The organism is Crystallibacter degradans, from assembly GCF_012952295.1.
GTDB classification, from domain to species: Bacteria; Actinomycetota; Actinomycetes; order Actinomycetales; family Micrococcaceae; genus Crystallibacter; species Crystallibacter degradans.
Map to the genome: position 1 here is coordinate 1 of NZ_JABBCH010000022.1, position 22,516 is coordinate 22,516.

General features: G+C 64.2%; 21 protein-coding genes. 9 read left to right on the forward strand and 12 right to left on the reverse strand.

Features of this window, described 5'->3' with window-relative positions:
- Nucleotides 1–172: 172 nt before the first annotated feature.
- Nucleotides 173–1,246: a 2,3-diaminopropionate biosynthesis protein SbnA gene (sbnA, locus tag HGO92_RS20855; RefSeq protein WP_169998293.1), complete on the reverse strand. Its 1,074-nt coding sequence runs from the start codon at nt 1,244–1,246 to the stop codon at nt 173–175.
- Between the two features lie 232 nt (nt 1,247–1,478).
- Between sbnA and HGO92_RS20860 the strand changes: the two genes are divergently transcribed.
- Nucleotides 1,479–1,856: a PGPGW domain-containing protein gene (locus HGO92_RS20860; protein WP_169998295.1), complete on the forward strand. Its 378-nt coding sequence runs from the start codon at nt 1,479–1,481 to the stop codon at nt 1,854–1,856.
- 1,100 nt (nt 1,857–2,956) lie between these two features.
- On the opposite strand, the gene HGO92_RS20865 is transcribed toward HGO92_RS20860, so the two are convergent.
- A complete protein-coding gene (locus tag HGO92_RS20865; protein WP_169998297.1) occupies nt 2,957–3,739 on the reverse strand; it encodes an SRPBCC family protein in 783 nt (260 codons plus the stop codon).
- A 216-nt stretch (nt 3,740–3,955) separates the two neighbouring features.
- On the opposite strand from HGO92_RS20865, the gene HGO92_RS23945 reads away from it, so the two are divergent.
- Genes HGO92_RS23945 through HGO92_RS20875 form a run of 3 tightly spaced genes read left to right on the forward strand, consistent with a single transcriptional unit; the run spans nt 3,956 to nt 6,417 of the window.
- Nucleotides 3,956–4,804: a metal-dependent hydrolase gene (locus tag HGO92_RS23945; RefSeq protein ID WP_240974837.1), complete on the forward strand. Its 849-nt coding sequence runs from the start codon at nt 3,956–3,958 to the stop codon at nt 4,802–4,804.
- Nucleotides 4,805–4,809: 5 nt separating this feature from the next.
- Entirely contained in the window at nt 4,810–5,247 is a 438-nt protein-coding gene (locus HGO92_RS20870) for a DUF1684 domain-containing protein (RefSeq protein ID WP_346769045.1), read from the forward strand.
- Nucleotides 5,248–5,298: 51 nt separating this feature from the next.
- Nucleotides 5,299–6,417, forward strand: a complete 1,119-nt coding sequence (locus HGO92_RS20875; protein ID WP_169998299.1) for an FUSC family protein — start codon at nt 5,299–5,301, stop codon at nt 6,415–6,417.
- Nucleotides 6,418–6,423: 6 nt separating this feature from the next.
- On the opposite strand, the gene HGO92_RS20880 is transcribed toward HGO92_RS20875, so the two are convergent.
- The 3 genes from HGO92_RS20880 to HGO92_RS20890 form a co-directional block, all read right to left on the reverse strand.
- Complete coding sequence (locus HGO92_RS20880; RefSeq protein WP_169998300.1) at nt 6,424–8,214, reverse strand: thiamine pyrophosphate-requiring protein; 1,791 nt, start codon at nt 8,212–8,214, stop codon at nt 6,424–6,426.
- A 17-nt stretch (nt 8,215–8,231) separates the two neighbouring features.
- On the reverse strand, nt 8,232–8,645 hold the full coding sequence (locus tag HGO92_RS20885; RefSeq protein WP_169998302.1) for a CBS domain-containing protein: 414 nt from the start codon (nt 8,643–8,645) through the stop codon (nt 8,232–8,234).
- An 85-nt stretch (nt 8,646–8,730) separates the two neighbouring features.
- On the reverse strand, nt 8,731–10,407 hold the full coding sequence (locus HGO92_RS20890) for an alpha-amylase family glycosyl hydrolase (protein WP_169998304.1): 1,677 nt from the start codon (nt 10,405–10,407) through the stop codon (nt 8,731–8,733).
- A 225-nt stretch (nt 10,408–10,632) separates the two neighbouring features.
- Between HGO92_RS20890 and HGO92_RS20895 the strand changes: the two genes are divergently transcribed.
- Nucleotides 10,633–11,118 carry a hypothetical protein gene (locus HGO92_RS20895; protein WP_205834866.1) on the forward strand — a complete coding sequence of 162 codons (486 nt, stop codon included), beginning with the start codon at nt 10,633–10,635 and terminating at the stop codon, nt 11,116–11,118.
- 116 nt (nt 11,119–11,234) lie between these two features.
- Here the strand turns inward: HGO92_RS20895 and HGO92_RS20900 are convergent, their stop codons facing one another.
- From HGO92_RS20900 to HGO92_RS20920, 5 genes are all read right to left on the reverse strand, one after another.
- Nucleotides 11,235–11,672: a hypothetical protein gene (locus HGO92_RS20900; protein WP_169998306.1), complete on the reverse strand. Its 438-nt coding sequence runs from the start codon at nt 11,670–11,672 to the stop codon at nt 11,235–11,237.
- A gap of 6 nt (nt 11,673–11,678) precedes the next feature.
- Entirely contained in the window at nt 11,679–11,888 is a 210-nt protein-coding gene (locus tag HGO92_RS20905; RefSeq protein WP_440915791.1) for a DUF6480 family protein, read from the reverse strand.
- Nucleotides 11,889–11,907: 19 nt separating this feature from the next.
- On the reverse strand, nt 11,908–13,947 hold the full coding sequence (locus HGO92_RS20910) for a CocE/NonD family hydrolase (protein ID WP_169998308.1): 2,040 nt from the start codon (nt 13,945–13,947) through the stop codon (nt 11,908–11,910).
- A complete protein-coding gene (locus tag HGO92_RS20915; RefSeq protein ID WP_169998310.1) occupies nt 13,944–15,260 on the reverse strand; it encodes an ATP-grasp domain-containing protein in 1,317 nt (438 codons plus the stop codon). The genes HGO92_RS20910 and HGO92_RS20915 overlap by 4 nt, the downstream gene beginning before the upstream one ends.
- Nucleotides 15,261–15,326: 66 nt before the next feature.
- Nucleotides 15,327–16,022, reverse strand: a complete 696-nt coding sequence (locus HGO92_RS20920; RefSeq protein ID WP_169998312.1) for a phosphoribosyltransferase — start codon at nt 16,020–16,022, stop codon at nt 15,327–15,329.
- Nucleotides 16,023–16,272: 250 nt separating this feature from the next.
- On the opposite strand from HGO92_RS20920, the gene HGO92_RS20925 reads away from it, so the two are divergent.
- The 3 genes from HGO92_RS20925 to HGO92_RS20935 are packed head-to-tail and all read left to right on the forward strand — an operon-like array spanning nt 16,273 to nt 19,333.
- On the forward strand, nt 16,273–17,451 hold the full coding sequence (locus tag HGO92_RS20925; protein ID WP_169998314.1) for a type III polyketide synthase: 1,179 nt from the start codon (nt 16,273–16,275) through the stop codon (nt 17,449–17,451).
- An 18-nt stretch (nt 17,452–17,469) separates the two neighbouring features.
- Nucleotides 17,470–18,171 carry a methyltransferase domain-containing protein gene (locus tag HGO92_RS20930; RefSeq protein ID WP_169998316.1) on the forward strand — a complete coding sequence of 234 codons (702 nt, stop codon included), beginning with the start codon at nt 17,470–17,472 and terminating at the stop codon, nt 18,169–18,171.
- Nucleotides 18,164–19,333, forward strand: coding sequence for an FAD-dependent monooxygenase (locus HGO92_RS20935; protein ID WP_169998318.1), 1,170 nt, complete (start codon nt 18,164–18,166; stop codon nt 19,331–19,333). The genes HGO92_RS20930 and HGO92_RS20935 overlap by 8 nt, the downstream gene beginning before the upstream one ends.
- Here the strand turns inward: HGO92_RS20935 and HGO92_RS20940 are convergent.
- Nucleotides 19,330–19,827, reverse strand: a complete 498-nt coding sequence (locus HGO92_RS20940; protein WP_169998320.1) for a hypothetical protein — start codon at nt 19,825–19,827, stop codon at nt 19,330–19,332. The two genes, HGO92_RS20935 and HGO92_RS20940, sit on opposite strands and share 4 nt — an antisense overlap.
- Nucleotides 19,828–19,987: 160 nt before the next feature.
- Here HGO92_RS20940 and mshA point away from each other — a divergent pair, with 160 nt between their 5' ends.
- Nucleotides 19,988–21,220 carry a D-inositol-3-phosphate glycosyltransferase gene (gene mshA / locus HGO92_RS20945; RefSeq protein ID WP_169998322.1) on the forward strand — a complete coding sequence of 411 codons (1,233 nt, stop codon included), beginning with the start codon at nt 19,988–19,990 and terminating at the stop codon, nt 21,218–21,220.
- 55 nt (nt 21,221–21,275) lie between these two features.
- Here the strand turns inward: mshA and HGO92_RS20950 are convergent, their stop codons facing one another.
- A complete protein-coding gene (locus HGO92_RS20950; protein WP_169998324.1) occupies nt 21,276–22,505 on the reverse strand; it encodes a kynureninase in 1,230 nt (409 codons plus the stop codon).
- Nucleotides 22,506–22,516: the final 11 nt, after the last annotated feature.

Consider the following 22,516-nt stretch of genomic DNA (forward strand, 5'->3'; position numbering starts at 1 on the left):
AACCGGGGACACCGGCGGCACATCAGGCACGTCAACCTGCCTCGGGGGATCAAAAGTCACGAACACCCCAAGCATCCCGACCCTGCCGGGAAAATCAACCAACCACGCCGAGGACCTGAATAGTTACGAATCGTGGGACCTGGCGACGTTGACAGCGTGTCCACGGATTTGTTCACTGCGAGTAGCTCCTTAGTGAGGCAGCGGCCATGGAGTCTTTCAACGGGCCGGCTGCGGGAAGTTGTGCCCCCGACACCGGGTCAGACTGTAGACCGGGGTCTGCCGTCTGACCCGCGCTGGCGAGCGCTTCGGCACCGAAGTGGTCGAGCACCCAGTCGGGCTGGTAGATGGTTTCCAGGTATGGGCGGCCCAGGTCGGGCGAGATGGTCACCGCGGTGACGTCCTGGGCATCGTGGTCGGCGAGCCATGCCATGGCGCCGTGGACCACCGTCCCGGTGGACCCGCCAAGCAGCAACCCGCCCGCGGCCAGGCGGTGGCAGGCGCGCACCGTGTCCGGCTCCTCGACGAACACCACGTCATCGAGCAAGGACTCGTCGAGTTGGGGCGGCCGCACGCTCATGCCGAGGCCGGGAATCAGGCGGGGCGCCGGCGGACAGCCGAAGGAAACAGATCCGACGGCATCGACAGCGACGATCCGGACGTCGGGGCGGTACTCGCGGAAGTACCGCGCGCAACCCATTAGAGTGCCCGTGGTGCCGGCTCCGACGAACAGCACGTCGAGGTCGGGGAATTCGGCGGCGATTTCGGGGGCCGTCCAGCGGTAGTGCGCGCCCCAGTTCCCGGGGTTGACGTACTGGTTGAGCCAGACATACCGCTCATCGGACGCGCACAGTTCCCGGACGTGGTTGAGCCGGGCCCCAAGGAACCCGTCGACGGGATCCGGTTCGGTGACCAGATCAACCTGTGCCCCGAGCGACTCCATCAACTGCCGGGTCGTCGGATTGCAGCGCGGATCGACTACGCACACAAAGCGGTATCCCTTGCTGGCCGCGATCATGCTGAGCGCGACGCCGAGGTTGCCCGACGAGGACTCGACAAGCGTGGAGCCGGGCCCGATCAGCCCCTCCCGCTCGGCCCGCTCGACCATTTCCCGCGCGGGCTTGAGTTTGATCGAGCCGGCGAAGTTGAACCCCTCGATCTTCAGATAGAGGCGGCGGCCAAGCACCCCTTCCAGGTCGACGAATAGGCTCTGCTCGTTGAACAGGTGCGGATCCTTAATAATCGACATGGTCTCCCTCGTTCTCCTGCCGTGAGCTTGGTCACGAGGGTCGCCAGGGGGTGGCGGGTTGCATCAGTGCGCATCGCTTTTCTCCCCAAAGAACCCCATGAAGCTGCAAGTTTGCAATGTGTTTACAGTGGACGCCCGGCCCCGTTATCGCGCCGTTATCGCGCCGTTATCGGCACGATAGGCCGAAAACCGCCCCGCTTCGCCAATGACATTGCTGTGGCAGGATGTGCTCATGGGGAGGACCGACGTCATTCCGTCTTGGCTTCGTCGAACGGGCATCGAACTACTCGGCTGGGCCCTCATCGCCGTCGGACTCGCCGCACTTGTACTGCCTGGACCGGGGCTTCTTGCCCTCGCCGGCGGATTGGTGGTTCTGTCCCTGCGCTATGCCTGGGCCAAGCGCCTGCTGGTGCCGATCAAGGCCGAGGCGCTCAAAATAGCAGAGAAGCAGGTGCGGACGTGGCCGCGCATCGTTGCCAGTGCCTTGGGAGGGCTCGCGGCTATTGCTGCCGGAATCTTGTGGGGTGTTCGGGCCCCCCGATGCCGGACTGGTGGGCATTCGGTGACCGTTGGTGGCTTCCAGGAAGCTGGATCGTGGGATCTACCTTGATCGTCTCCGGTGTGGTCGCCCTTGCCCTAATGATCTACAGCTTCCGCAGATTTCGCCGGACGCGCGCCTCCTCCCACCGCGGGGACCCTTCCCGATGATTTGATGTGGTCGGGTAGCAGAGGGGCGGCCGTAATTGCGAGCAGCCCGGGAACACCGGGAATCGCGGCCGCAGCGTAATTGCTTGCCCTGAGGCGGGTGCCGGGGCGGGCGGCCTCCCCAAGGACCTGCCCGTGCCCCGCACCGGACGAGCCGAGACGAGCCGCCCGCGAATGTCCCTGCACTCCCCAGTAGCTGGACTCCGGCTTCAGCTCTCGCCATCTGCTGGTTCTAGAGTGAAGGAGCAAGCTCAATGCCCGCGCACTGTTAGCTCAAGATTTGCTCAAGATGTGCGGGAGTGCCTGTCAGGGGAAGCTTCGGTGGACAACTCTTCGCGGAAAAGCCCCGGCCCGCCCTTGCCGAGGCTCTTCTAGTTCCGCAACTGAAACGCACTGGTGGCCACGCCGTACGGCTAGACCTCCGCTGCGCGCTAGATGACAGAAACGATCCAGATAATCAGGGCAATGGCCAACAAAATGCCAACGATTGTCCAGACAAGGTTGCTTCCGCGCATGTTGCTTCCTCCGTTCATTAGCTACCGACGACTCCATTGTCACCCCTGGCAACCGTTTCATTCATGAAATCAGCAAAAGCTTTCGACAGGAATCTGTAGCTGTCGTTTGATGGCGCCGTTCGGTTTGATCCTGCGGTCCACGCTGCGGCGCAGACCTCAAGCCGCGGAAACGGCATCAGTAATCACAGCCCGCGACATCCAGCCGGCAGGTCCCGAGTGCCGGGGCGGGTAGCCTCCCCAAGGCCTGCCCGTGCCCCGCACCGGATGAGCTGAGACGAGCTGGCCTTGTAGATCCGTGTACTCCCCAGTATTCGGACTCCGGCTTCAGCTCTCGCCATCTGCTGTTTCAAGGATGGCCGAGTAATCTCAACGCTGTGCCCTGCTTTAGCTCAAGATTGGCTCAAGATCCGCGGGCTGCACACACTCCGTCCAACGTGGACACAAAGAACGACGACGGCGGGAGGCCGCCGTCGTTCTTTGTCATCGCATGTTAGATTCCGGCGCCCCGGTTCCTGCCGTCGTCCTCGATGTCTTCACGCACGCGGTCAGACTTCGCGGCAATCTCTTCCGGGGTGAGGGCCGCGCCGGTGTCGACGACCGGCTCTGTCACGACCGGCGCAGTCTCCACCACAGGTTCCACTACGGGCGTGACTGTCGTGTCTTTGTCATCACGGTCCTTCTTTGCGGCAGCCACGCCGGCTGCGGCCGCGGCTGCCACACCGACCCCGGCGGCAGCAACCTTGCCTGACACGCCGGCCTTTCCGCTGTCACCGCGGGATGCGGCAGCGTCCTCGACGCCAGGAGTCCCTGTTGCGGCGCCTTCATTGATTGAGCCGCGCCAGGCACCAGTGGCGTAGCCCTCAGCCTCGATGAACTCCTTGAATTTTTGCAGGTCCGCTTCTGCCTGCTTCTCCACGACGTTGAGCTTATCGCCCACTTTCTCCAGGATGCCCTCGGGCTCGTATTCGAGCGTCATTCGAACGGATGTCTGGCCGCCACCCACATCCTCGAATGTCACTGCACCGGCGTTCGTGGCGCCCTCGGTCGCCGCCCAGGCGATCTTCTGGTCCGGCACCTGCTCAACAATCCTCGCCTCCCACTGCCGGCGGACTCCGCCGATCTCGGCAACCCACTCCAGCCGGTTATCGCCGAGCTGCTTTACGCTCTTGACGCCGCCCATGAAGTGGGGAAATTCCTCGAACTGGGTCCACTGGTTATAAACCGTGCTCACCGGCACGTTCACCATGACTTGCTTCTCGACCTTCGTGCTCATTGCGTCTCCTTTTGTTGGAAAAGACCGTAGAGGCCTGCGATTGATCAGCATGCTTACCATATCGTTTCTGTCTCTTCTGGGCTAGTGCGCAAGCACCTTTCAGATTCTGTCAGTGCGGTATGCCACGGTAAGAGTCGATAGAATTCGTCGGATCTACTGGAACGATAAACCGAACCTTCGGCGGCGGAACCAGTTATTGAAAGGAACCTGTTCATCATGCTGGGAGCCCATCACGCCGCCAGTGGAGCCGCTGCTTGGATAGCGCTCACTACCCAGTTCGAAGTTTCCCTCGGGCCCTTGGCGGAACCGCTGGGTCTCGGCGGCCATTCGATACTGCTGGGCATGGGCCTGCTGGATGTGGGACCCATCGGCATCATCTCCGGGGCGCTGGTCACGGCCGGGGCTGCCCTGGTTCCGGACGCGGACCATCACCGGGCCACCATTGCCCATTCGCTTCCGCCTGTATCGAATGCTGTTTGCGCCGGCGTGGGCACTCTGGCCGGCGGCCACCGCAAGGGAACCCATTCCATCATCGGGATGTGCGTCTTCATCCTGATCGCTTGGATGGCGGGCTTGGTGACATGGGAGACGGAGCGGTTTGGCACCATCTACCCGGCTGCCGGCGTCCTGTGCATCCTGCTGGTCGCCTTCGCCGCCAAAGCCCTGAGGTTCATACCTGACCGGTTGAAGAAGACCCCTTGGGCGGTCGGAATCTTCGTGGCTGGATTCATCACCTTTTTCGCCCCCGAACAACAGAACTGGTTTCCGCTGGCGATGGGCATTGGGGTCATCATGCACATCCTCGGTGACATGGCGACAACAGGCGGAGTGAACTTGGCCTGGCCGCTGCGGATCAAACCGCCCAAGGCCTGGCGACGAATTCCCATTTTACGCTGGATCTGGCGTCCCAACGGATACTTTGCCCTACCGATTCTTGGGAATGCAGGTTCCTGGCGGGAGTGGCTGCTGCTGATTCCGGTCAGCCTCTACGTTGTGCTGGTTCTCGCCGGTGCTACCGCCGACCTCGGGCAGGTAGGCATGTCCACCTTTGTCGCTTCGCGTTAGTCCGTGTGCAGGAGTCGCTGAACAGGGTGCGGTTCGGCAACATCGTGGTGGAACTCGCGGTCCGCGCAGACCGCTATGCCATCCGCACCCGCGACCTCGACTCCCCCGTCTACACCGGATTCAAGGGTGTGCCCATTTTTGATTTCGATCCTGGTGAAGTCAGTTTCGAGCTCCGCGGCGCCAACCACCGGCTCGTGGCGGAGCCGGGCACCCTTGGCGGCCTGACACTGAACTTCCACGATCTCACTAACGGCACCAGTACCTACGATTGGCGGAAGGTCACCACCGCGAAGCTGCGTCCGGACGGCAGCGTCATCATAGATTTCAACCGCGCAATCAACTATCCCAGCGCCTTTACCCCGTACGGCACCTGCCCGCGGCCCATCTGCGGCAACCAGATGGACGCGCTCGTCGAGGCCGGCGAAAAACTGCCCCGGCGTTAGCGGGTCCCGCTGTGGTTGGCGCTGTCCAGCCGATGCTGTGATCATGAACCTATGAACCCGGAGCAGCCAACGCGCAATTCCGTCCACCGCGCCCTGTCCTGGGCGAAGGCCGGGCTGGCAGCTCCGCGGCTAATGCTGGCCATCAAGGCGGCCATTGCCGTCGGAATCGCTTGGTTTGTGGCCGGGTACATGCCGGGCGTGGTCGACGACTATCCGTACTACGCGCCGCTCGGGGCGCTGGTCAGTATGTACCCCACTTTGATGGGCTCGGCCAAGGCCGGGTTCCAAACCCTTCTTGGATTGCTGATCGGGATCCTGTTGGCAGGCGTCATTGTGTTGTTCGCGGAACCGAACCTCCTCACCATTTCGCTGGTGGTCGGCGTTGCCGTCCTGGTCTCGGGGCTTCGCTGGCTCGGCCATGGCAAAGACTACGTTCCGATGGCGGCACTTTTCGTCCTGATCATCGGCGGGCAGGATATCGAGTCCTATTCCATTGGCTATGCGGTCCAGATGGCGGTCGGCGTAGGATGCGGGCTGCTGGTTAACGCCGTGATCCTGCCACCACTGAATTTTAACGCGGCAGTTTTGAAGTTGTCCCGCTTCCGGTCCATGCTGGCACGTCATCTGGAAGGCATGGCTGACGCGCTGACCGAGGAGTGGCCGCCGGAGCCGGAAAAGTGGACGAGCTACAATGATGAGCTCTCCACCGCCGGGCATGATGTGAGGGAGGCGGTTTACCAGGCGGATGAGAGTCGCAAAGGCAACCCACGGGCCAAACTGCATCGGCGCAATCTTTCGCAGGACTACCGCGACCTTCGGGCCTTGGAATCGGTGTCGTTCCACGTTAAGGACATCACTGACACCCTTGCCGGCGTCAGTGATGGCGGCACGGATCCGTTGTCGAATGAACTGCCCACCGAGCTGCTGCAGCCGGTCAGTGTGGCGCTCCGCGGCACAGCCGAAATCCTGAAGGCCTGGGAATCCGGATCGGAGATCCCGGCCCGGTGGGAGGAAGCGGAACAGGCCTTGAGCGCACTGTTCGACCAAGTCGATGCACACGGCGAGGCCGGAGCGGCGGCCCTTAGCCCGGCCTCCAGCGTGGCAACCGCGGTACGGCGGATTCTTGACACCCTGCAACCTTGCATCAAGCAGGATGCGGAGGCAGCGTAGCAATCCTCAGGAGAAGTTCGATTTCTCCTGGTCGACATAGGTCCGGAGCAGCTTTTGGGCGCGGCCCGCAGACTCGGTGCTCTCCTGTCCTAAGGCCTCGAGCATGGAGCCGGCCTTCTGCTCGCCGGCGGGGAAAGGCGGAAGCAGCGGGGTTTCCGGATCCGTGACGACTTCAATCAAGTACGGCCGGTCTGCTGCCAGTGCGGCATCCCAGGCGGCGCCAATCCGCTCCGGATCATCGACCCGCTCGCCATCAAACCCCAGCAGTTTTGCATAGCCGGCGTAGTCGAAGTCCGGCAGAGCCTGGCTGGCTTCGTAGCGGGGCTCCCCCTCCATCTCGCGCTGTTCCCAGGTCACTTCGGCAAGCTCCCGGTTATTCAACACGCAGATAACAAAGCGCGGGTCCTGCCAGGTCTGCCACAATCTGCTGACGGTTATAAGCTCGGCGATACCCATCATTTGCATGGCGCCGTCACCTGAGACGATCAGCACGGGGTTCCCCGGCTGATCGAGTTTGGCAGCGATGCCGTACGGCACCGAACAGCCCATGCTGGCCAAGGTGCTGGATAAGTGGGCAGGCACGCCGAGCGGCAGCCTCAGCTGCCTGGCGTACCAGTAGACCGAGCTGCCAACATCGACGGCGAGCCGACCGTCTGCGGGAAACCTGCTGTTCAGCTCAAACAGCACCCGCTCCGGATTGACCGGATTTGCCTTGGTCATGGCGCGCTCGGCGGAAAGCTCGTGCCAGTGCGAGACCCACCGCTCCACCTGGCCCCGCCACGGCAGATCCCGCTTGTCTTCCAGCAGGGGCAGCAGCGCTTGCAGGCTCCGGGACGCATCCCCGGGCAGCGGCACCTCCACCGGGTACCGGTTGCCAATGGCGCCGGAGTCCGTGTCGATTTGTACGGCGCGTGCCGCCCCCGGCGGTGGGTAAAACTCGGTCCAGGGGTCATTGGAACCAATGATCAGCAGCGTGTCGCACCCGCCGAGCACCTGCCCGCTGGCGCTGGTACCCAAATGCCCCATGGTGCCGGCAACATGCGGCAGCGACTCGTCCACGTATGGTTTGCCCAGCAGGCTCGTGGTGATGCCGGCCCCGAGACGTGCGGCCATCGCGGCAACCTCTTGCCAGGCGTGCCGGGCGCCCTGCCCTACGAGCAGCGCCACTTTGCTGCCGGCATTGAGCACCTCCGCTGCCGCCTTAAGGTCATCGTCCACGGGCAGGCTGGCGGACTGCTCCCAGCGCGGGGCCGTCGCAATAATGCCGTGCTCGTGCTCCAGTTGTGGTGCCGGCATCTTCTGCACGTCATGGGGAACAATAACGACGGCGGGGGCCCTGTTTGCGAGCGCGGCTTTGAAAGCCCGGTCAAGCACCATCGGCAGCGCTTCCGGTGTGTTGACCTGCTGGCGGAATGCCGAGGCCACGTCCTTGGTCAGGTCCATCAGATCGACTTCCTGCATGTAGCCGGAGCCGAGCACGCTGCGCGACTGCTGCCCGATAATGGCCACCACGGGAACGCTGTCCAGCTTCGCGTCGTAGAGGCCGTTGAGCAGGTGGACCGCCCCTGGTCCCTGGGTTGAGGTCACCACGCCCACGCCGCCGCTGTATTTCGCGTGGCCCACCGCCATGAAGGCCGCGTTTTCCTCATGACGGGCCTGGACGAATTCCACTGTTCCGGCCCGCCGGAGCGCGCCCATGAAACTATTGATGCCGTCGCCGCTGTAACCGAAGACGCGCGGTACCGCCCACGCCTCGAGCCGTTCGACAATGGCATCGGCAACGAGACGCTGCGGCATCCGTTTCCTCCTGAGGCCTAGTAGGAGATGAACTCGACGAGTTCCCCGACCCTGTCCTCGGGGTAGTTGCGGGCAACGTCTGCCTGGCTGAGCATGCCCACGAGGTCGTGGCCGTCGATCACGGGCAGCCGCCGGACCTGATGCTCCTGCATCGTCTTGATGGCCTCTTCGATGCTGTCGTCCGCGCCAATGGTCACCGGTTTGCCTTCACCCAGTTCCCCCGCCTTCACACTCCGCGGATCGCCGCCCTTGGCCAGGCACTTCACCACGATGTCCCGGTCGGTCACAACGCCCTTGAGCCGGTTGTCTTCACCGCAGATCGGCAGCGAACCCACGTCCAGGTCCAGCATCTTCTTGGCGGCCTGCTCCAAAGTTTCATTCTCGCCAATGCACTCGGCGCCGCCTGTCATGATTTCGCGTGCTGTCAGCATCCGTATCAACTCCCGATCGTAGGCTTTACTAAGGATACTTACTGTCTACCACTGACCGAAGCGGATTTGAACCCACTCCCGGCCCTCAACCCTCCTGAACGGATCCGGCGAGCCACGCGGTCGTATCCGGGGGCAGTTGACCTGCCGCCAGCTTCGAACTGCTGATGAGAACCTTGCCCGGCGGCAGGGCCAGCGGTTCACGGCCAAAGTTCGTGATCGACTGCCATTGGCCGGGACGGCTGAAATGCAGCGTCGATCCGCCGGTCCCGCCGATCCACTCCAAGTCCTCATAGCTCTGCAGTTGCCCCCGCAGCTTCAGGGCATGCCGATAGAACTCCAGCGTGGATCCCGCGATGCCGTCCTGTGCTTCGACGGAGAGTCCGCCGAACCAGGCCGGCTGCGGCAGGTGGGCTCCGTTGGTCCCGAACCCGAAGGATTCCCCCTCCTGGGTCCACGGCAGCGGGACACGACAGCCGTCGCGGCCCTTGCGCTGATGTCCGGTTCGGTGCCAAATGGGATCCTGCAAGGTCGCCGCCGGCAGATCCGGCACCTCGAACAGGCCCAGTTCCTCGCCTTGGTACAGATAGGCCGATCCCGGCAGGGCAAGCATCAGGAGGGTCGCGGCACGGGCACGGCGGAGCCCTGTCATCTGATCCACCTCAGGTTCGGAGCCGTCCGCCATGAGCCATGGGCCATAGTCCAGACCGGCCGGCAACCCATAGCGTGACGGATGGCGTACGACGTCGTGGTTTGAGAAAACCCAGGTTGAGGACGCGCCTGATTCTTCCGCCTGGGACAAGTTGTTGGTGATGATGGAGCGGAACTGCCCCACGTCCCAGTCCGCGCGCAGCAGATCGAAGTTGAAGGCCTGTCCCAGTCCTTCCGGGCTCGCGTACGCCATCCGGCGCGACGCGGGAACCCAGGCCTCCGCAACCGCGGTGCGGGGCGGATCATACTCGTTGAAGACCTTGCGCCATTCGGCGTAGATGTCGTGGACCTCGTCCCGGTCGAAGAGCGGATCCTTGCCGTCCACCGGGGTGAGTTCGTCCGCCACGCTCGGTTTGCTGCGCAGCGGTTCGCTCATGTCCTTGGCGAGGGCATGGGCCACGTCCACGCGGAAGCCATCGACCCCGCGGTCCGACCAGAACCGGAGCGTTTTCAGGAAGTCTTCGCGGATTTCCGGATTCTCCCAGTTCCAGTCCGGCTGTTCCTTGGCGAAGAGATGCAGATACCACTGGCCGGGCTCGCCGGAAGGCTCGGTGATCCGGGTCCAGGCGCTGCCGCCGAAGTGGGAAACCCAGTCCGAGGGCGGCTTTCCGCCGTCGGCACCGAGACCATCGCGGAAGATGTACCGCTCCCGTTCGGGTGATCCCTTCCCGGCGGCCAGCGCCTGCTGGAACCATTCGTGCTGATCGGAGGAATGGTTGGGCACGATGTCCGCGATCAGCTTGATCTGCGCGGCATGCAGCGCCGCAACCATTTCATCAAAGTCCTCCAACGTGCCCAGACGCGGGTCCACATCGCGGTAATCGGACACGTCATAGCCGCCGTCCGCCAGCGGCGACGGGTAGAACGGGCTGAGCCACACGGCGTCGATGCCCAGCGCCGCCAGATAGGGAATTTTGGCGGTGATGCCACGGATATCGCCCAGTCCGTCGCCATCTGCATCGGCGAAGCTTCGCGGGTAGATCTGGTAAACAGCTGCCTGCCGCCACCAGTTAGCGTCCGGTGCGGGCTTGAACTGGTCAAAAGTGTCGGTCACGGTCGGTTCATTCCTCTCCTGCCGCGGAAACGGCGGTATCGGCTACGCGCATGGTCACTCCGTCCGGCTCCGTGCCGTTGCCCCTTTGTCTAGCACCGCGATTAGGCCTTGTCGAGGTGCCTCAGGATCGTGTGCCCGAATTTGCTGACAAATCAGCAGCAGCCTTACTAAAATGGAATGCTCTAGTCAATTAGTTTCTGCGGGGGCCTGCAGGAAGGACACACGATGAAAGATCCAATACCCGGCGGCTCCCTTCAATATGTATTGCTGCCCCAGAAGTTCGGCCGGCACCAGACCGCGGTCACGGAATTCACCGTGTTGTGCGTAGAGATCTGGAGCACCGGCATCGTGGTCAACCTGCAACTGCCGCCCGCCAACGGTTCGCAGCCTCCGCAGCCACGGATTGCCGTTCAGGACCACTTCGGCACCGAGTATTCGCTGGAAAGCAGCGCAAGCATCGGTTCCCGCCACCTGCAGGTCTTTACGCCGTCCGTTCCCGCCGGAACCAGAAGCCTGACTATTACGTCAAGGGACGACGACGGCGCCCGCTTTGTGGTGGCGCTGGCCGTTCCCGCGGGCAACTTCCGCGGCGGCCGGCTCAAAGTAGGCCACATTCACCTGGCCGGGTTGCCCGATCTGCCGTCGCCCGAACAGGGACAACGGGACATGCAGCAGGGGCCTGATCTGTCGGAGCATAGGGAAGCTGGCTGAAACCTCAGCCGGTGCGCCCGAATCTGCCAGCGTCTCTACTTCGGGCAGCCGCAGGCCGGACAGTCGGCGGACTGCCCGGCCGCAGGGTTCTGGCCGCAGGGGCCGGCATCAGCCGCTCAGGAGTGGCCCAGATTCTCCTCGGGATCGGTACCGGTGGCGGGTCCGTCCGCGAGCGCACCGCCTTCGCCTGCCCATTCTCCGCCCGGACGGTCATCCATCGCCGGGTCGGATGAGACATCCCGCCTTGTTTCCGGCCGCCCTGCCGCCGCAGCAGCCCCGGCGTCCGCGGCGCCGGAGCCTGCTGCTCCGGTCCGCACGGAAGAAGCACCGGCGTCGCTGTTCCACGCATTCCCGGTCGAAGCGCGGCGTCCCGCCCGCGAGCCCGTTGACGAACCGCTCCGCACCGGATCCTTTTGGCCTGCGTTCCTGGAAATATTGCTGGTCCACAACTCCTGCGCGGCGTCCCTCAGTTGCTCGTAACTGCCACGGCCCGAACGTGACCCGAGGACGAACCCTGCCGCGAGCCCGGCTCCGAAAATGAGTTTGTTTTTCATAGCCTGCTACTCCTCATGGCCTTGGTCCGAGCTCATCTGGTCCTCTGCGGGAGGAGTTTCCCCGGGCGGGACTCCCCCGCCGGGTTCCAGACCGGTGATGTTCTCCGTCTCCGGATCGGGGTTGACCCTGTCCGCTTTGTCCTGCGAAGACCTGCCCTCTTTCACCGGCGGCTCCACATTCGGAACGCTGCTTTCCTGCTCTTCCATACTTCTCATGATCCTGCCCTTCGTCGTCCTAAACCAGGTCTCTGGGTATCGCACGCTGCCAGTTCTCGGAGTAGACACGGGGATTCCCGCGCTGGGTATCGAGTTCATAGGCATCGAGCTGTGCGCTGATGTGGAAGTCCGTCGGTGTTGACGTCAACACCGTCCGGGTCACTATTTCCACCCTCCAGTCATCGCGCTCGAAGCGGCGGACCGTCCGGGTTTCGCCGCGTACGGAATTTACCTCGTTCCAGCGGAAGCTGTACCACTCGTTGGTGCTGCGCCGGACTATGGTGTCCGTTTCGTCGATCCGGAAGCTGCCTTGGTCGTTGGCCACCTCCAGGGTCGACACATTTGTGACCAGATCGCGGGAAACACGCCAGTGGTGCTCGCCCGGTGTCAACGGGGTGATTTCTAGGTCCGGCGCCGCTTCGGGCTCGCCGAATTCCCGGAGGGCGGCATCCTCCGGCCGCGGGGGGCGGACCGGCAGGGTGAGGGTGCTTGCGCCGGTCGTCAGCGTCACCATGGCTGCCTCCGGCGACGGCCAGGCCAAGGGCCAGTATGACGTGGACACCGAGAGCCGGAGCCGGTGACCCGCTGGGATGGTCTGTGCGATCCCGTTCAACTGGATTTCCACCTGGTACTTGCGGCCCGGTTCCAGCGGCTGCGGGTTTTCGCTGCCGTCTCGGTGGGTGAGGTTGAGCAGACCGTAGGTGAACCGCGTAGCTTCGCCGTTCGGCGCCACATCGGACAGGCGGACCGCAAGCATCGCGACGGGCTTGTCTGCGGAGACTTCGAAGGTGACCGAGGGCAGCCCGAAGATCTCCATCGTTTCCCGCAGCGGATCGGTCTCGTAAACGAGTGCTCCGCCGTCTTCCTCGCGCTGGTCGAACGGAAGATCGGGGGTGGCTGCGTACGAGGCCCATTTGCCGGCGAACATACCCACGCTCAAGGGTGATTGCAGCGTGACTTCGTGGCCCGGTTCGTCCTTGGCGTCACCTTGCTCGATACCATGGCGGCCCAGATGGTAGCGGCGTTTTTCAATGGCCGGCGAGGGCCAGCTGTCCTCGGCGACCCAGCGGCCGGGACGGTCTGCGTAGGACGGCTCCGGAGAGACGCTGTCCTGCATCCAGGCACGCAGCATCGGCTCCTCCATGAGGCCGGTGTCCTTGCCCTTGAGCCAATGGTCCCACCACCGCACGACTTCCTGGAGGAAGCCGATGGCCGGGCCGGGAATACCGATGTGGGGATATTTGTGTCCCCACGGACCGATCAGGCCCTTGCGCGGCACATCCAGGTTCTCCATCAAGCGGAAAATGGCGTTCGTGTAGCCGTCGGCCCAACCGCCTACGGCCATCACTGGAACCTGGACATCGCCGTAGTCTTCGCAGACCGAGGCAGGTTTCCAGTAATCGTCGCGGCGCTGGTGTTCGAGCCAGGTTTCAAGCCAGAGCCCGCTGCCGGCGAGGCGTTCGTGCCACATGTCGCGCCAGCGGTCCCCCACGATGGCCGGATCCGGCGGCAGCGAGTTGAAGGCGAACATGACGGTGGCTTCCGACAGGTTGTCAGCCAGCAGGCAGCCGCCCATGTAGTGCATGTTGTCCACGTACAGGTCATCGGTAGCGGAGGCACTGATGATCGCTTTCAACGCCGGCGGTCTGCGGGCGGCAATCTGCAGGCTGTTGAAACCACCCCAGGAAATGCCCATCATGCCTACGTTCCCGTCGCACCACTGCTGTTCTGCGAGCCAGGCAATGACGTCCTCAGCGTCCTCATGTTCCTGTGGCCGGTATTCATCCACGACGACGCCGTCGGAGTCGCCGCTGCCCCGCATGTCCACGCGGACCGCGACGTAACCGTGCCCCGCAATGTAGGGATGGTTTATGGCGTCCCGGCCGCGCGTGCTGTCCCGTTTACGGTAAGGAAGGTATTCCAGCACGGCCGGAACGGGAAGCTCCTCGGCGTCGACCGGCAGCCAGATCCGGGCTGCTAACTGGGCGCCGTCGCGCATGGGAATGAAGGTGTTTTCGATGACCCGTACTTCGTGGGGAAACTCGGTGATGGTCTTCATGCGGCTCCCTCCTGGCCGGCGGTCTGATCTACCGGTGCGAACTCAAACGGCAACTCGGACAGGATGGCGTTGTACCGTTCCACCAGCTGCTCCCGGTTGTCGGCGCCGATGTAAAGCTTGCCCAGGATGTAGCGGTAGCTGTCCTGGCCGGGCAGGTCCGAGAGCTTCTCCCCTTCCTTGACTTGCAGGGTCACGGTTGTTTCCGGGTAGCGTTCCCGGATAGCGGCCTTATCTTCGGCGCTGGGTACGCGCGTCACGATGGCATCCTCGTCGTGGAAGATCATGCATTGTGATGCGACGGCGAAGTTGCCCTTGCGGCGCGGCATCTTCGGTTCGTGGCCCAGCGCAATGTCGATAGCTACTTCGTGGTTGGAGACGCCGTCCACCTTCGCAAAGAGGTCGCTGTGGGACTGTGAGATACGGGTGTTGATTTCCACGAGCCACAGCTTGTCCTCGGCTTCGTCCCACATGAATTCGGCGTTGAAGCAACCGTTGTCAAAACCGACATGGTGCATGTAGCGCTCGGTGAGGTCGATCATGCGCTGCTGTACGCTCTCCGGGACGCTGTTGGCCGGATAATCGAGCCGTTCAAAGCTCGTCCCTGCTTCATCCTTGTGCATGTCGAAAACACCATGGACCTGGAATTTTCCGCCGAACATCGTTCCTTCAGGGGCGGCCTGGATGCCGGAAATGAACCCCTCGGCCAGGCAGGTGTTGCCATCCGCGTTCTTCAGTTCCGGCGGCAGGTCCACCATGGCGAGTACGTCGTTGAAGGCGTCGCCAATCTGTTCTATTTGGTCGCGGATTTCCTGGACAGCTTCCCTGAATTGGTCCTCGTTCTGGATTTCGAAGCCGAGGTTCGAGGAGTGCGATTTCACCGGTTTGACCCAGAATGGGTAATCGATGTCGATCTTCGACAGTGCGTCGTCGTCGAACGGGTCGAAAGAGGCGAACTGCGGAACGCATTCGGGTATCGAGGCTTTTTGCTCGAGCCGGCTCCAGTACTTGTGCTCGCATTTGAGCAGGCTCTCCAACGAGGGTGCAGGCAGTCCGTGTTCCTTCGCCAGCAACGGCCCAATCACGCTGGCCGGGAAGTCCCAGTGCGTCACGATGGCATCTACAGGCCCATCGAATTCCTGCAATTCACGTCGCGCTTGGGCTAGGAGGCCTTCGAAATCGATATCGGGAGTGTTTACTACACTCTCGTAGTCGAGCAGGTTGCGGAATGCGTAGTTTTCGGCGCCGTTGACAGTTTCCAGTTCCCCCCGCTGAACATCAGTCAGTGCAAGTACGAATACATTCTTGGCTGTCATTGTGCCGTCCCTTCTCCGTTGGCAGGCGAGTTGCCCGCCGCGGTCTGTAATGCCCCCAACGTCTGCTCAACCGGCTTGCGCCGGCCGCTGGTATTTCGCGAGGAGGTTGATGACTTCGGCGTCATCCACCTGATCGAAATGGTCATAGGCTTGGCCGACGGCGACCAGATCCTGCGGGTTCCAAGGGCACACCACTTCATCGGCGATCCTGCCAACATCCTTGCAGGTGCCGCTGAGTCCGACGGGAACAGCTGCCACGATGCGCGCCGGCGATTGTTCGCGCAGCACGGTGATCGCCGCCCGCATGGTGGCACCGGTAGCCAGTCCGTCATCCACCACAATGAGGGTCCGGCCGACGACGTCCAGCGGCGGCCTGTCTGCGCGGTAAACGCGCTCCCTGCGGTCCAGTTCCGCCCGTTCCTTTGCAGCAACGTGGTCGAAGGCGCCCGAGTCACCGAAGCGCTTGGCGAATTTGGCCAGGACGTCCTCATTGCGCACGGTGTCGATGGAACCGGCCACCGATGCGATGGCGCCCATGGCGACCTCCTGATGACCTGGAACGCCGATCTTGCGGACCAGGACTACATCCAGCGGAGCCTCCAGGGTTTCGGCGATGACCGCAGCTACGGGGACGCCGCCCCGCGGCAGGCCGAGTACCAAAACATCCCGGCGTCCGCCATAGGAACCCAGTTCCGCGGCCAGCGTCCTGCCGGCGTCCCGCCGGTCGGCATAGCGCTCCCTGCGGTTCCGGTTGGTAGTCATTGCACTTCCCATCCCTGGCAATCGGTTCCGTAATCCATGCCGGCGGTTGTTCAGTTCGTGGCGTTTCCTCCACCGTATGACCGATACCCGGAGGTGACAAGGAGCGTTGGCAAGGTGTGACAGGGGCCATCGACTGCATGCCACGGCGGGCGCCAGCACGAGGTCGCGAACAACGATGTCGTCTGTGAGGACGGGAGCTGATCGGCACCAAGCCATTGTTTTCCGGACCTGGCTCCTCTAAGAATGAACTATGCCGGTCACCATGAGGTCCCTTGAAACCGCCGTTCCCGAAACCGTTCTGGTCCAGTCCCAGGTGCGCGACGTCTTCGCAGCCCAGCCCGGTCTGACCCGCCTGGGCCAGAGGCTGGTGGGTACGTCTTTTGACTATTCCGGTATCGAGACGCGCTATACGGCGGTAGAAGAACTGACTTTGGAGTGCCGCACCGACAGTCCGGTCTTCTTCGACCCGGAGAACCGGCTCATCCTGAGTCCCAGTACGAAGGTCCGCAACGACAAGTTTGCGGATGCAGCCACTCCGCTATTCATCGAGGCGGCGACCAAAGCCCTGGCCTCCTGTCCGGAGATCTCCGCCGCCGACGTGACCCACGTGATAACGGTTTCCTGCACGGGATTCTTCAATCCCGGACCCGATTACAAGGTAGTGCGGGCTCTCGGGCTTAGCCCAGCCGTCCAGCGCTACCATCTAGGCTTCATGGGCTGCTATGCAGCTTTTCCCGCCTTGCGAGCCGCGAAATCCTTCTGCGAGGCCGATCCGAACGCAGTTGTCCTTGTGGTGACCGCGGAACTGTGCACGCTGCACGTACGCACCTCCAATGACCCGGATACCATCATGGGTTCGTCCCTGTTCGCCGACGGCGCCGCCGCGGCGATTGTCACCGCCCGGGACCTGGCGTTGTCGTCCCCTGGTATTGTGCTCGATCATTTCGAGACGGTACTGACCCCTGTCGGCGAGGAATCCATGGCCTGGAACATTGGCGATGAGGGCTTCGAAATGGTGCTGGGCACCTATGTACCGCACATCATCGACGAGCATATCGTCGGCGCGCTGGAACCCCTGCTGGCCCGCGATGCCGCGGTTCATGGCCGACCCTATGAGGAGATCGAGCATTGGGCCATCCACCCCGGGGGACGCAGCATCCTGGACAAGGTGGAAGCCAAACTGCAGCTGCGCGAACACCAGCTGGTCCCGGCCCGGGAGACCTTGCGCGACTACGGCAACATGTCCAGTGCCACCGTGATGTTCGTGCTCAAGCACATCATGGACGCGCCGTTCGCCGGAGACGACGAACGGATCTGTTCCATGGCCTTCGGCCCGGGGCTCACCGTGGAAACCGGCCTGTTCACCAAGAGCGGCGCACCGACGCTCACGACGCCGCGGGCAGCGGCCAGCGAACCGGCCACTGTCTAGGCGCGGCAGGCAGCAGTAGTGGGTTTTCTGGCCGAGCGGGCGGTCGATGCCGTCGAGGAGATGGACCGGCCTGACTGCGATGAGCGGAAGCTGGAGCGCACCTACCGGCAGTTTCCGCTCATTAACTGGGCCGTGTCGGGCTGGCATGGCGTTTACCGGCGGCAGCTGCGCCCGTTGCTGAGGCCGAACGGTCCCAACACCTTGCTGGATATCGGCTCGGGCGGCGGCGACATTCCCCGGGCGATCGCCAAGTGGGCCGCCCGCGACGGCATCCCGCTGGAGATCACCGCGATCGACCCGGATGAGCGAGCGCATGCCTTCGCCGTCTCCCTGCCGAAGGTGGACGGTCTGGTGTTCCACCGCGCGCTCAGTTCCGAACTGGTGGCGCAGGGGCGCACCTTTGACCTGGTGACATCCAACCACCTGCTCCACCACCTGGATGCCGCCCAGCTGATGGCGCTGCTGTCAGACTCGCAGCGGCTGTGCCGCCGCGCCGCCATCCACAACGACATCCGCCGCAGCCCGGTGGCGTACGGCCTTTTTTCCGTCGGGACGCGGCCGTTCTTCCCCGGTTCCTTCATCCGCGTGGACGGGTTGACGTCCATCCGCCGCAGCTACACCTCCAGCGAACTTGCCCGGATTGTGCCGCCAGGCTGGACGGTCAGCACCAAGAGGCCCTTCCACCATCTGCTCACCTACAGGCCGCCGAACCGTGCATGACGTTGCCATTGTGGGCGCCGGTCCAGTAGGGCTGCTGCTCGGAATTCTGCTCCGGCAGCGCGGCCTCGACGTCGTTATCCTTGAGCAGCGCAGGCGGCGGAGTGATCATTCGCGTGCGATCGGGATCCACCCGCCCGCGCTCGCCGTCCTGGCCGAAGCCGGCGTTGCGGAAAAGCTGATTGCCTCCGGTGTGCAGATCAGGGAGGGAGTGGCGCGGCGCAGTGGCCGCGATATCGCCACCCTGGACTTCGGATGCGTGCCCGGACCGCATCCGTACGTGCTCGCGGTGCCCCAGGTACTAACGGAGCGGATCCTGGAGCAGCAGTTGCACACGCTCGGCGGCAGGGTCCATTACGGCAGGACGGCCCAAAGGATTGACGACGGCGGGGGCCGGGTGACGCTGGAAGTCAGCCGCTGCGGCGGGACCGCTGGCAGCGCCGGCAGCAGCACCGACCCAGGACGGGAGAAGGTCTACGCCGCCCGGCTGGCCGTGGCGGCCGACGGCGCCCGTTCCACTGTCAGGGGCCTTCTGAAGGTGCCCGTGGCATCGCGGCGCTATCCCGATACCTACCTGATGGGCGACTTCGCCGACAACACCTCCGACGGAGCCACCGCCGTTCTCTACCTGGAGCCGGAGGGCATCGTCGAGTCCTTTCCGCTGCCCGGCGGCCTGCGCCGCTGGGTGGTCCGGACCCGCGCGCTGGATCCTGAGCCGGAGCCGGGCAGGCTGGCCGGTCTGATCTCCGGGCGCACCGGCGGGACCGTGGACGTCGCCACGAATTCGATGCTCAGCTCGTTCGCCGTGCGCTCGCGGCGGGTCCGCCGGATGGTCCACGGCCGCGTTGCCCTGATCGGGGACGCCGCGCATGAAATCAGCCCGATCGGCGGACAGGGCATGAACCTGGGGTGGCTGGACGCTGCCGCGCTTGCCCCGATCATTTCCGCGGCACTTCAAGGACAGGACACCGGCGAACAATTGCGCGTGTTCGACCGCAGTCGGCGCGCCGCAGCCGCCACGGCAGGCTGGCAGGCCCACCTGAATATGGCGCTCGGGCGGCCGCTTCCGCCAGCGGTGCTGGATGCCCGGAACAGCTTGCTGCTGCCCGCCCTGGCCATCCCCGGTGCAGCCGCAGTAGTGGCCCGCCGGTTTACCATGCACTAGCCCTCGCTGAAGCTGCCTTGCCACACGGCACGGGCACCGGATTCGCCCACCTGGACAATCATGACCGTGGCCCCCACGCACACGGCTGCAACCGCCAGCACGGCCAGGGCAGCGAGTACCCAGGTCCCGACCTTGCCGAGCTTGCGGCGGATGCCGGCCGCCGCCGTCGCGCCGTAGCGGAACCACAGCCATTGGCCCAGGGCGGCGATAAAGATGCCGATCACCCAGGGCAGCATCATTTCGCCCAGCGCTTCGTGCTCCTGGACCAGCCGGGTTTCATCGATCCGCTCCAGCAGCCACTCGCCGGCCTGCTGGGTGATCGGGACCAGCACCAGGGCGGCCAGGGCTATCAGCGGCGTCACAATGCCCAGCCGTCGCCGCGCCGTCGGCCAGACCAGGCTCAAAATGGTGCACAGCGCTGCAACCGGAATTACGATGACCGTGGCATGGACCAGCAGTACGTGCATCGGCAGTCCATTGACTTCGTACTCCATGGCGGTGCTCCCCTTAACTCCGATGGCTTTCGTCGCCGCGCCGGCTGTGACGTTTCATCGGCCCGAGCGCGTTTACTGATCCAGACGCGTGCGGCCGGCAGAAGGTTCAGCAGCGACTAAAGTTGATGCTACGTCCGCCAGCCCTGAGGGAAGGAAGCCCATGCGCCCCCTGCGCCGAATCGCGGTCCTCTCCCTCCATACCTCGCCGCTGGCCGTGCCCGGCGGCGGAGACGCGGGTGGCATGAACGTTTACGTCCGGGCGGTTTCCCGGGAACTCATCGCGATGGGCGCCCAGGTTGATGTCTTCACCCGCTCCACAGTGGAGGATCAGGAGCCGGTTGAGTATCCGCGGCCCGGGGCGCGCGTCATCCACCTGCCCGGTGCCCCCGCGGACACCGTGCCCAAAGAGGAACTCCCGGGGCTGCTGCCGCGGCTGGAGGCAGAACTGCGCAGGTTCACGGCCGCCGACAACGCCGGACCCTACGATGTGATCCATTCCCACTACTGGCTCTCCGGCGCCGTGGGGCTTCAGCTCCAGCGCGATTGGCGGGTGCCCCTGGTGCATTCGATGCACACCTTGGCCAAGGTCAAGAACCGCCACCTGCAGTCCGGCGAATCCCCGGAGCCGCAAATCAGGATCGCCGGTGAACAGGACGTCGCTGACGGCGCGGCCCGCCTCATAGCCAACACGCTCACTGAGGCCACCGAGCTCAAGGAGCTGTACGGGTCCGCCGGAGACAAGATCGATGTGGTTCCGCCCGGTGTGGATCTGTCGAACTTCACGCCGGAAGGCCGGGACGCGGCGCGGCGCAGCGCAGGCATCGCCCTGGACGTTTTCCACATCTGCTTCGCCGGGCGGATCCAAGCACTGAAGGGGCCGCAGGTATTGGTTCACGCCGCGGCGCGGCTGAAGGAGCTCTGCCCGGACATGCGCCTGCAGATCACCGTCATCGGTGAAGCCAGCGGCGCGAGCAAGCTGGACCTGGGACCGCTGATCCACCAGCTCGGCCTGGAGGAGACGGTCCGGCTGCTGCCGCCGGTGGGCGCTGCCGACCTGGCCGAGCACTTCCGCAGCGCCGACGTGGTGGCAGTGCCCTCCTATAGCGAGTCTTTCGGCCTCGTGGCGCTTGAGGCACAGGCCTGCGGTACACCGGTGGTCGCCACCAACGTCGGGGGCCTGCCCTCGGCGGTCAGCCACGGCGTTACCGGGCTGCTGGTGGACGGGCACGCGGCACAGGACTGGGCCTCGGCCCTGCGCGAGCTGTACGAGTACCCGGACTTCCGCCACCGCCTCGGGGCCAGCGCGGCGATCCATGCCGCCGCCTTCGGCTGGGAACAGACCGCTGCCCTGACCGCCCACAGCTACCAGCATGCGGTGGACCACTTCGCGTAGCGCCGCCGTCGCCAGGCCGGTCCCGTCCGGCTTGGCCGTCGGCTGACAGCCGCGATCAGCCGAGCGCCAGTTCCGCCTCGATCGCTGCCACGCCGACGTACACTTCTTCGAAGCTGGTGGACAAGGGCGACAGTCCCAGCCGCAGGCCGTCAGGTTCGCGGAAGTCCGGAATGATTCCCTGGTCCCAGAGCCTGCCCACCACTTTCTTGAAGGACGGATGGTCGATGGTGATATGGCTGCCGCGCTGCGCGGGGTCCCGAGGTGAGGAAATAGCGACGCCGTAGCCCGCCAGCAGCTCGTCCGTCACCTCGACGGCAAATTCCGTCAGGGCCACGGACTTGGCGCGGACATTGTGGATTCCGGCGGTGCCGATCAGGTCCACCATGTCCTGGATGGCCGTCATGCCGATGATTGGGGGTGTCCCGCTTGCAAACCGGCCGATGCCCGCTGCCGGCTCATAGCCCTGCCCCATCTCGAAGGGCTCGGCGCTGCCGATCCACCCTTGGATCGGCTGGCGGAAATGCTGATGCTCGGCCCTGACATAGGCCCAGGCCGGGGCGCCGGGACCGCCGTTGAGGTACTTGTAACTGCATCCGACGGCGAGGTCCACGCCCCAGGCGTCCAGCTCCACCGGGACGACACCAACGGAATGGCACAGATCCCACAAGACCAGGGCCCCGGCGTCGTGCACTGCCTGCGTAATCGCGGGCATGTCGGCCAGATACCCGGACCGGTAGGCCACATGGCTGAGCAGTACCAGCGCCGTATCCGGACCTACGACCGACCGGACCAGTCCGGCGTCCACGCCGCCATCCTGCGGTGCCTCGAGCCAGTCCAGTTCGAGTCCGCATTCGTCCGCGATGCCCTCTACGATGAACCGGTCGGACGGGAAATTGTCGCGGTCAATGACAATCCGGTTACGTCCGGGGCGGGCCTGGATTGCGGCCCGGGCCAGTTTGTACAGGAGCACTGTGGTGGAATCCGCCACGATGCACTGGCCCGGCGCAGCGCCCAGTGCCACCCGGCCCAGCTCGTCGCCGATGCTTTTCGGCAGCTGCAGCCAGGCCTCGTCCCAGCCGCGGATCAGGCGGCCGCCCCACTGGTGCACCATCAGTTCCTGGACCCGTTCCACACTGGCTTGGAGCGGGCGTCCCAGGGAGTTACCGTCAAGATAGGCGGGGACCGTGGCGTCGTCGTGCCCCAAAAAGCGGGCCCGCAACGACGCCAACGGGTCCGCTGTGTCCAGCTCGCGGGCACGCTTCAGAAATCGGTGGTCTTCAGTCATGGTGCCAAGCA

Bases quoted from the DNA above. Each gene is read 5' to 3' on its own strand.
- HGO92_RS20875 (WP_169998299.1), top strand. From the start codon at position 5,299: ATGAACCCGGAGCAGCCAACGCGCAATTCCGTCCACCGCGCCCTGTCC.
- HGO92_RS20880 (WP_169998300.1), bottom strand. From the start codon at position 8,214: ATGCCGCAGCGTCTCGTTGCCGATGCCATTGTCGAACGGCTCGAGGCG.
- HGO92_RS20865 (WP_169998297.1), bottom strand. From the start codon at position 3,739: ATGAGCACGAAGGTCGAGAAGCAAGTCATGGTGAACGTGCCGGTGAGC.
- HGO92_RS20920 (WP_169998312.1), bottom strand. From the start codon at position 16,022: ATGACTACCAACCGGAACCGCAGGGAGCGCTATGCCGACCGGCGGGAC.
- HGO92_RS20915 (WP_169998310.1), bottom strand. From the start codon at position 15,260: ATGACAGCCAAGAATGTATTCGTACTTGCACTGACTGATGTTCAGCGG.
- sbnA (WP_169998293.1), bottom strand. From the start codon at position 1,246: ATGTCGATTATTAAGGATCCGCACCTGTTCAACGAGCAGAGCCTATTC.
- HGO92_RS23945 (WP_240974837.1), top strand. From the start codon at position 3,956: ATGCTGGGAGCCCATCACGCCGCCAGTGGAGCCGCTGCTTGGATAGCG.
- HGO92_RS20950 (WP_169998324.1), bottom strand. From the start codon at position 22,505: ATGACTGAAGACCACCGATTTCTGAAGCGTGCCCGCGAGCTGGACACA.
- HGO92_RS20910 (WP_169998308.1), bottom strand. From the start codon at position 13,947: ATGAAGACCATCACCGAGTTTCCCCACGAAGTACGGGTCATCGAAAAC.
- mshA (WP_169998322.1), top strand. From the start codon at position 19,988: ATGCGCCCCCTGCGCCGAATCGCGGTCCTCTCCCTCCATACCTCGCCG.
- HGO92_RS20885 (WP_169998302.1), bottom strand. From the start codon at position 8,645: ATGCTGACAGCACGCGAAATCATGACAGGCGGCGCCGAGTGCATTGGC.
- HGO92_RS20905 (WP_440915791.1), bottom strand. From the start codon at position 11,888: ATGAGAAGTATGGAAGAGCAGGAAAGCAGCGTTCCGAATGTGGAGCCG.
- HGO92_RS20895 (WP_205834866.1), top strand. From the start codon at position 10,633: ATGAAAGATCCAATACCCGGCGGCTCCCTTCAATATGTATTGCTGCCC.
- HGO92_RS20940 (WP_169998320.1), bottom strand. From the start codon at position 19,827: ATGGAGTACGAAGTCAATGGACTGCCGATGCACGTACTGCTGGTCCAT.
- HGO92_RS20860 (WP_169998295.1), top strand. From the start codon at position 1,479: ATGGGGAGGACCGACGTCATTCCGTCTTGGCTTCGTCGAACGGGCATC.
- HGO92_RS20925 (WP_169998314.1), top strand. From the start codon at position 16,273: ATGCCGGTCACCATGAGGTCCCTTGAAACCGCCGTTCCCGAAACCGTT.
- HGO92_RS20900 (WP_169998306.1), bottom strand. From the start codon at position 11,672: ATGAAAAACAAACTCATTTTCGGAGCCGGGCTCGCGGCAGGGTTCGTC.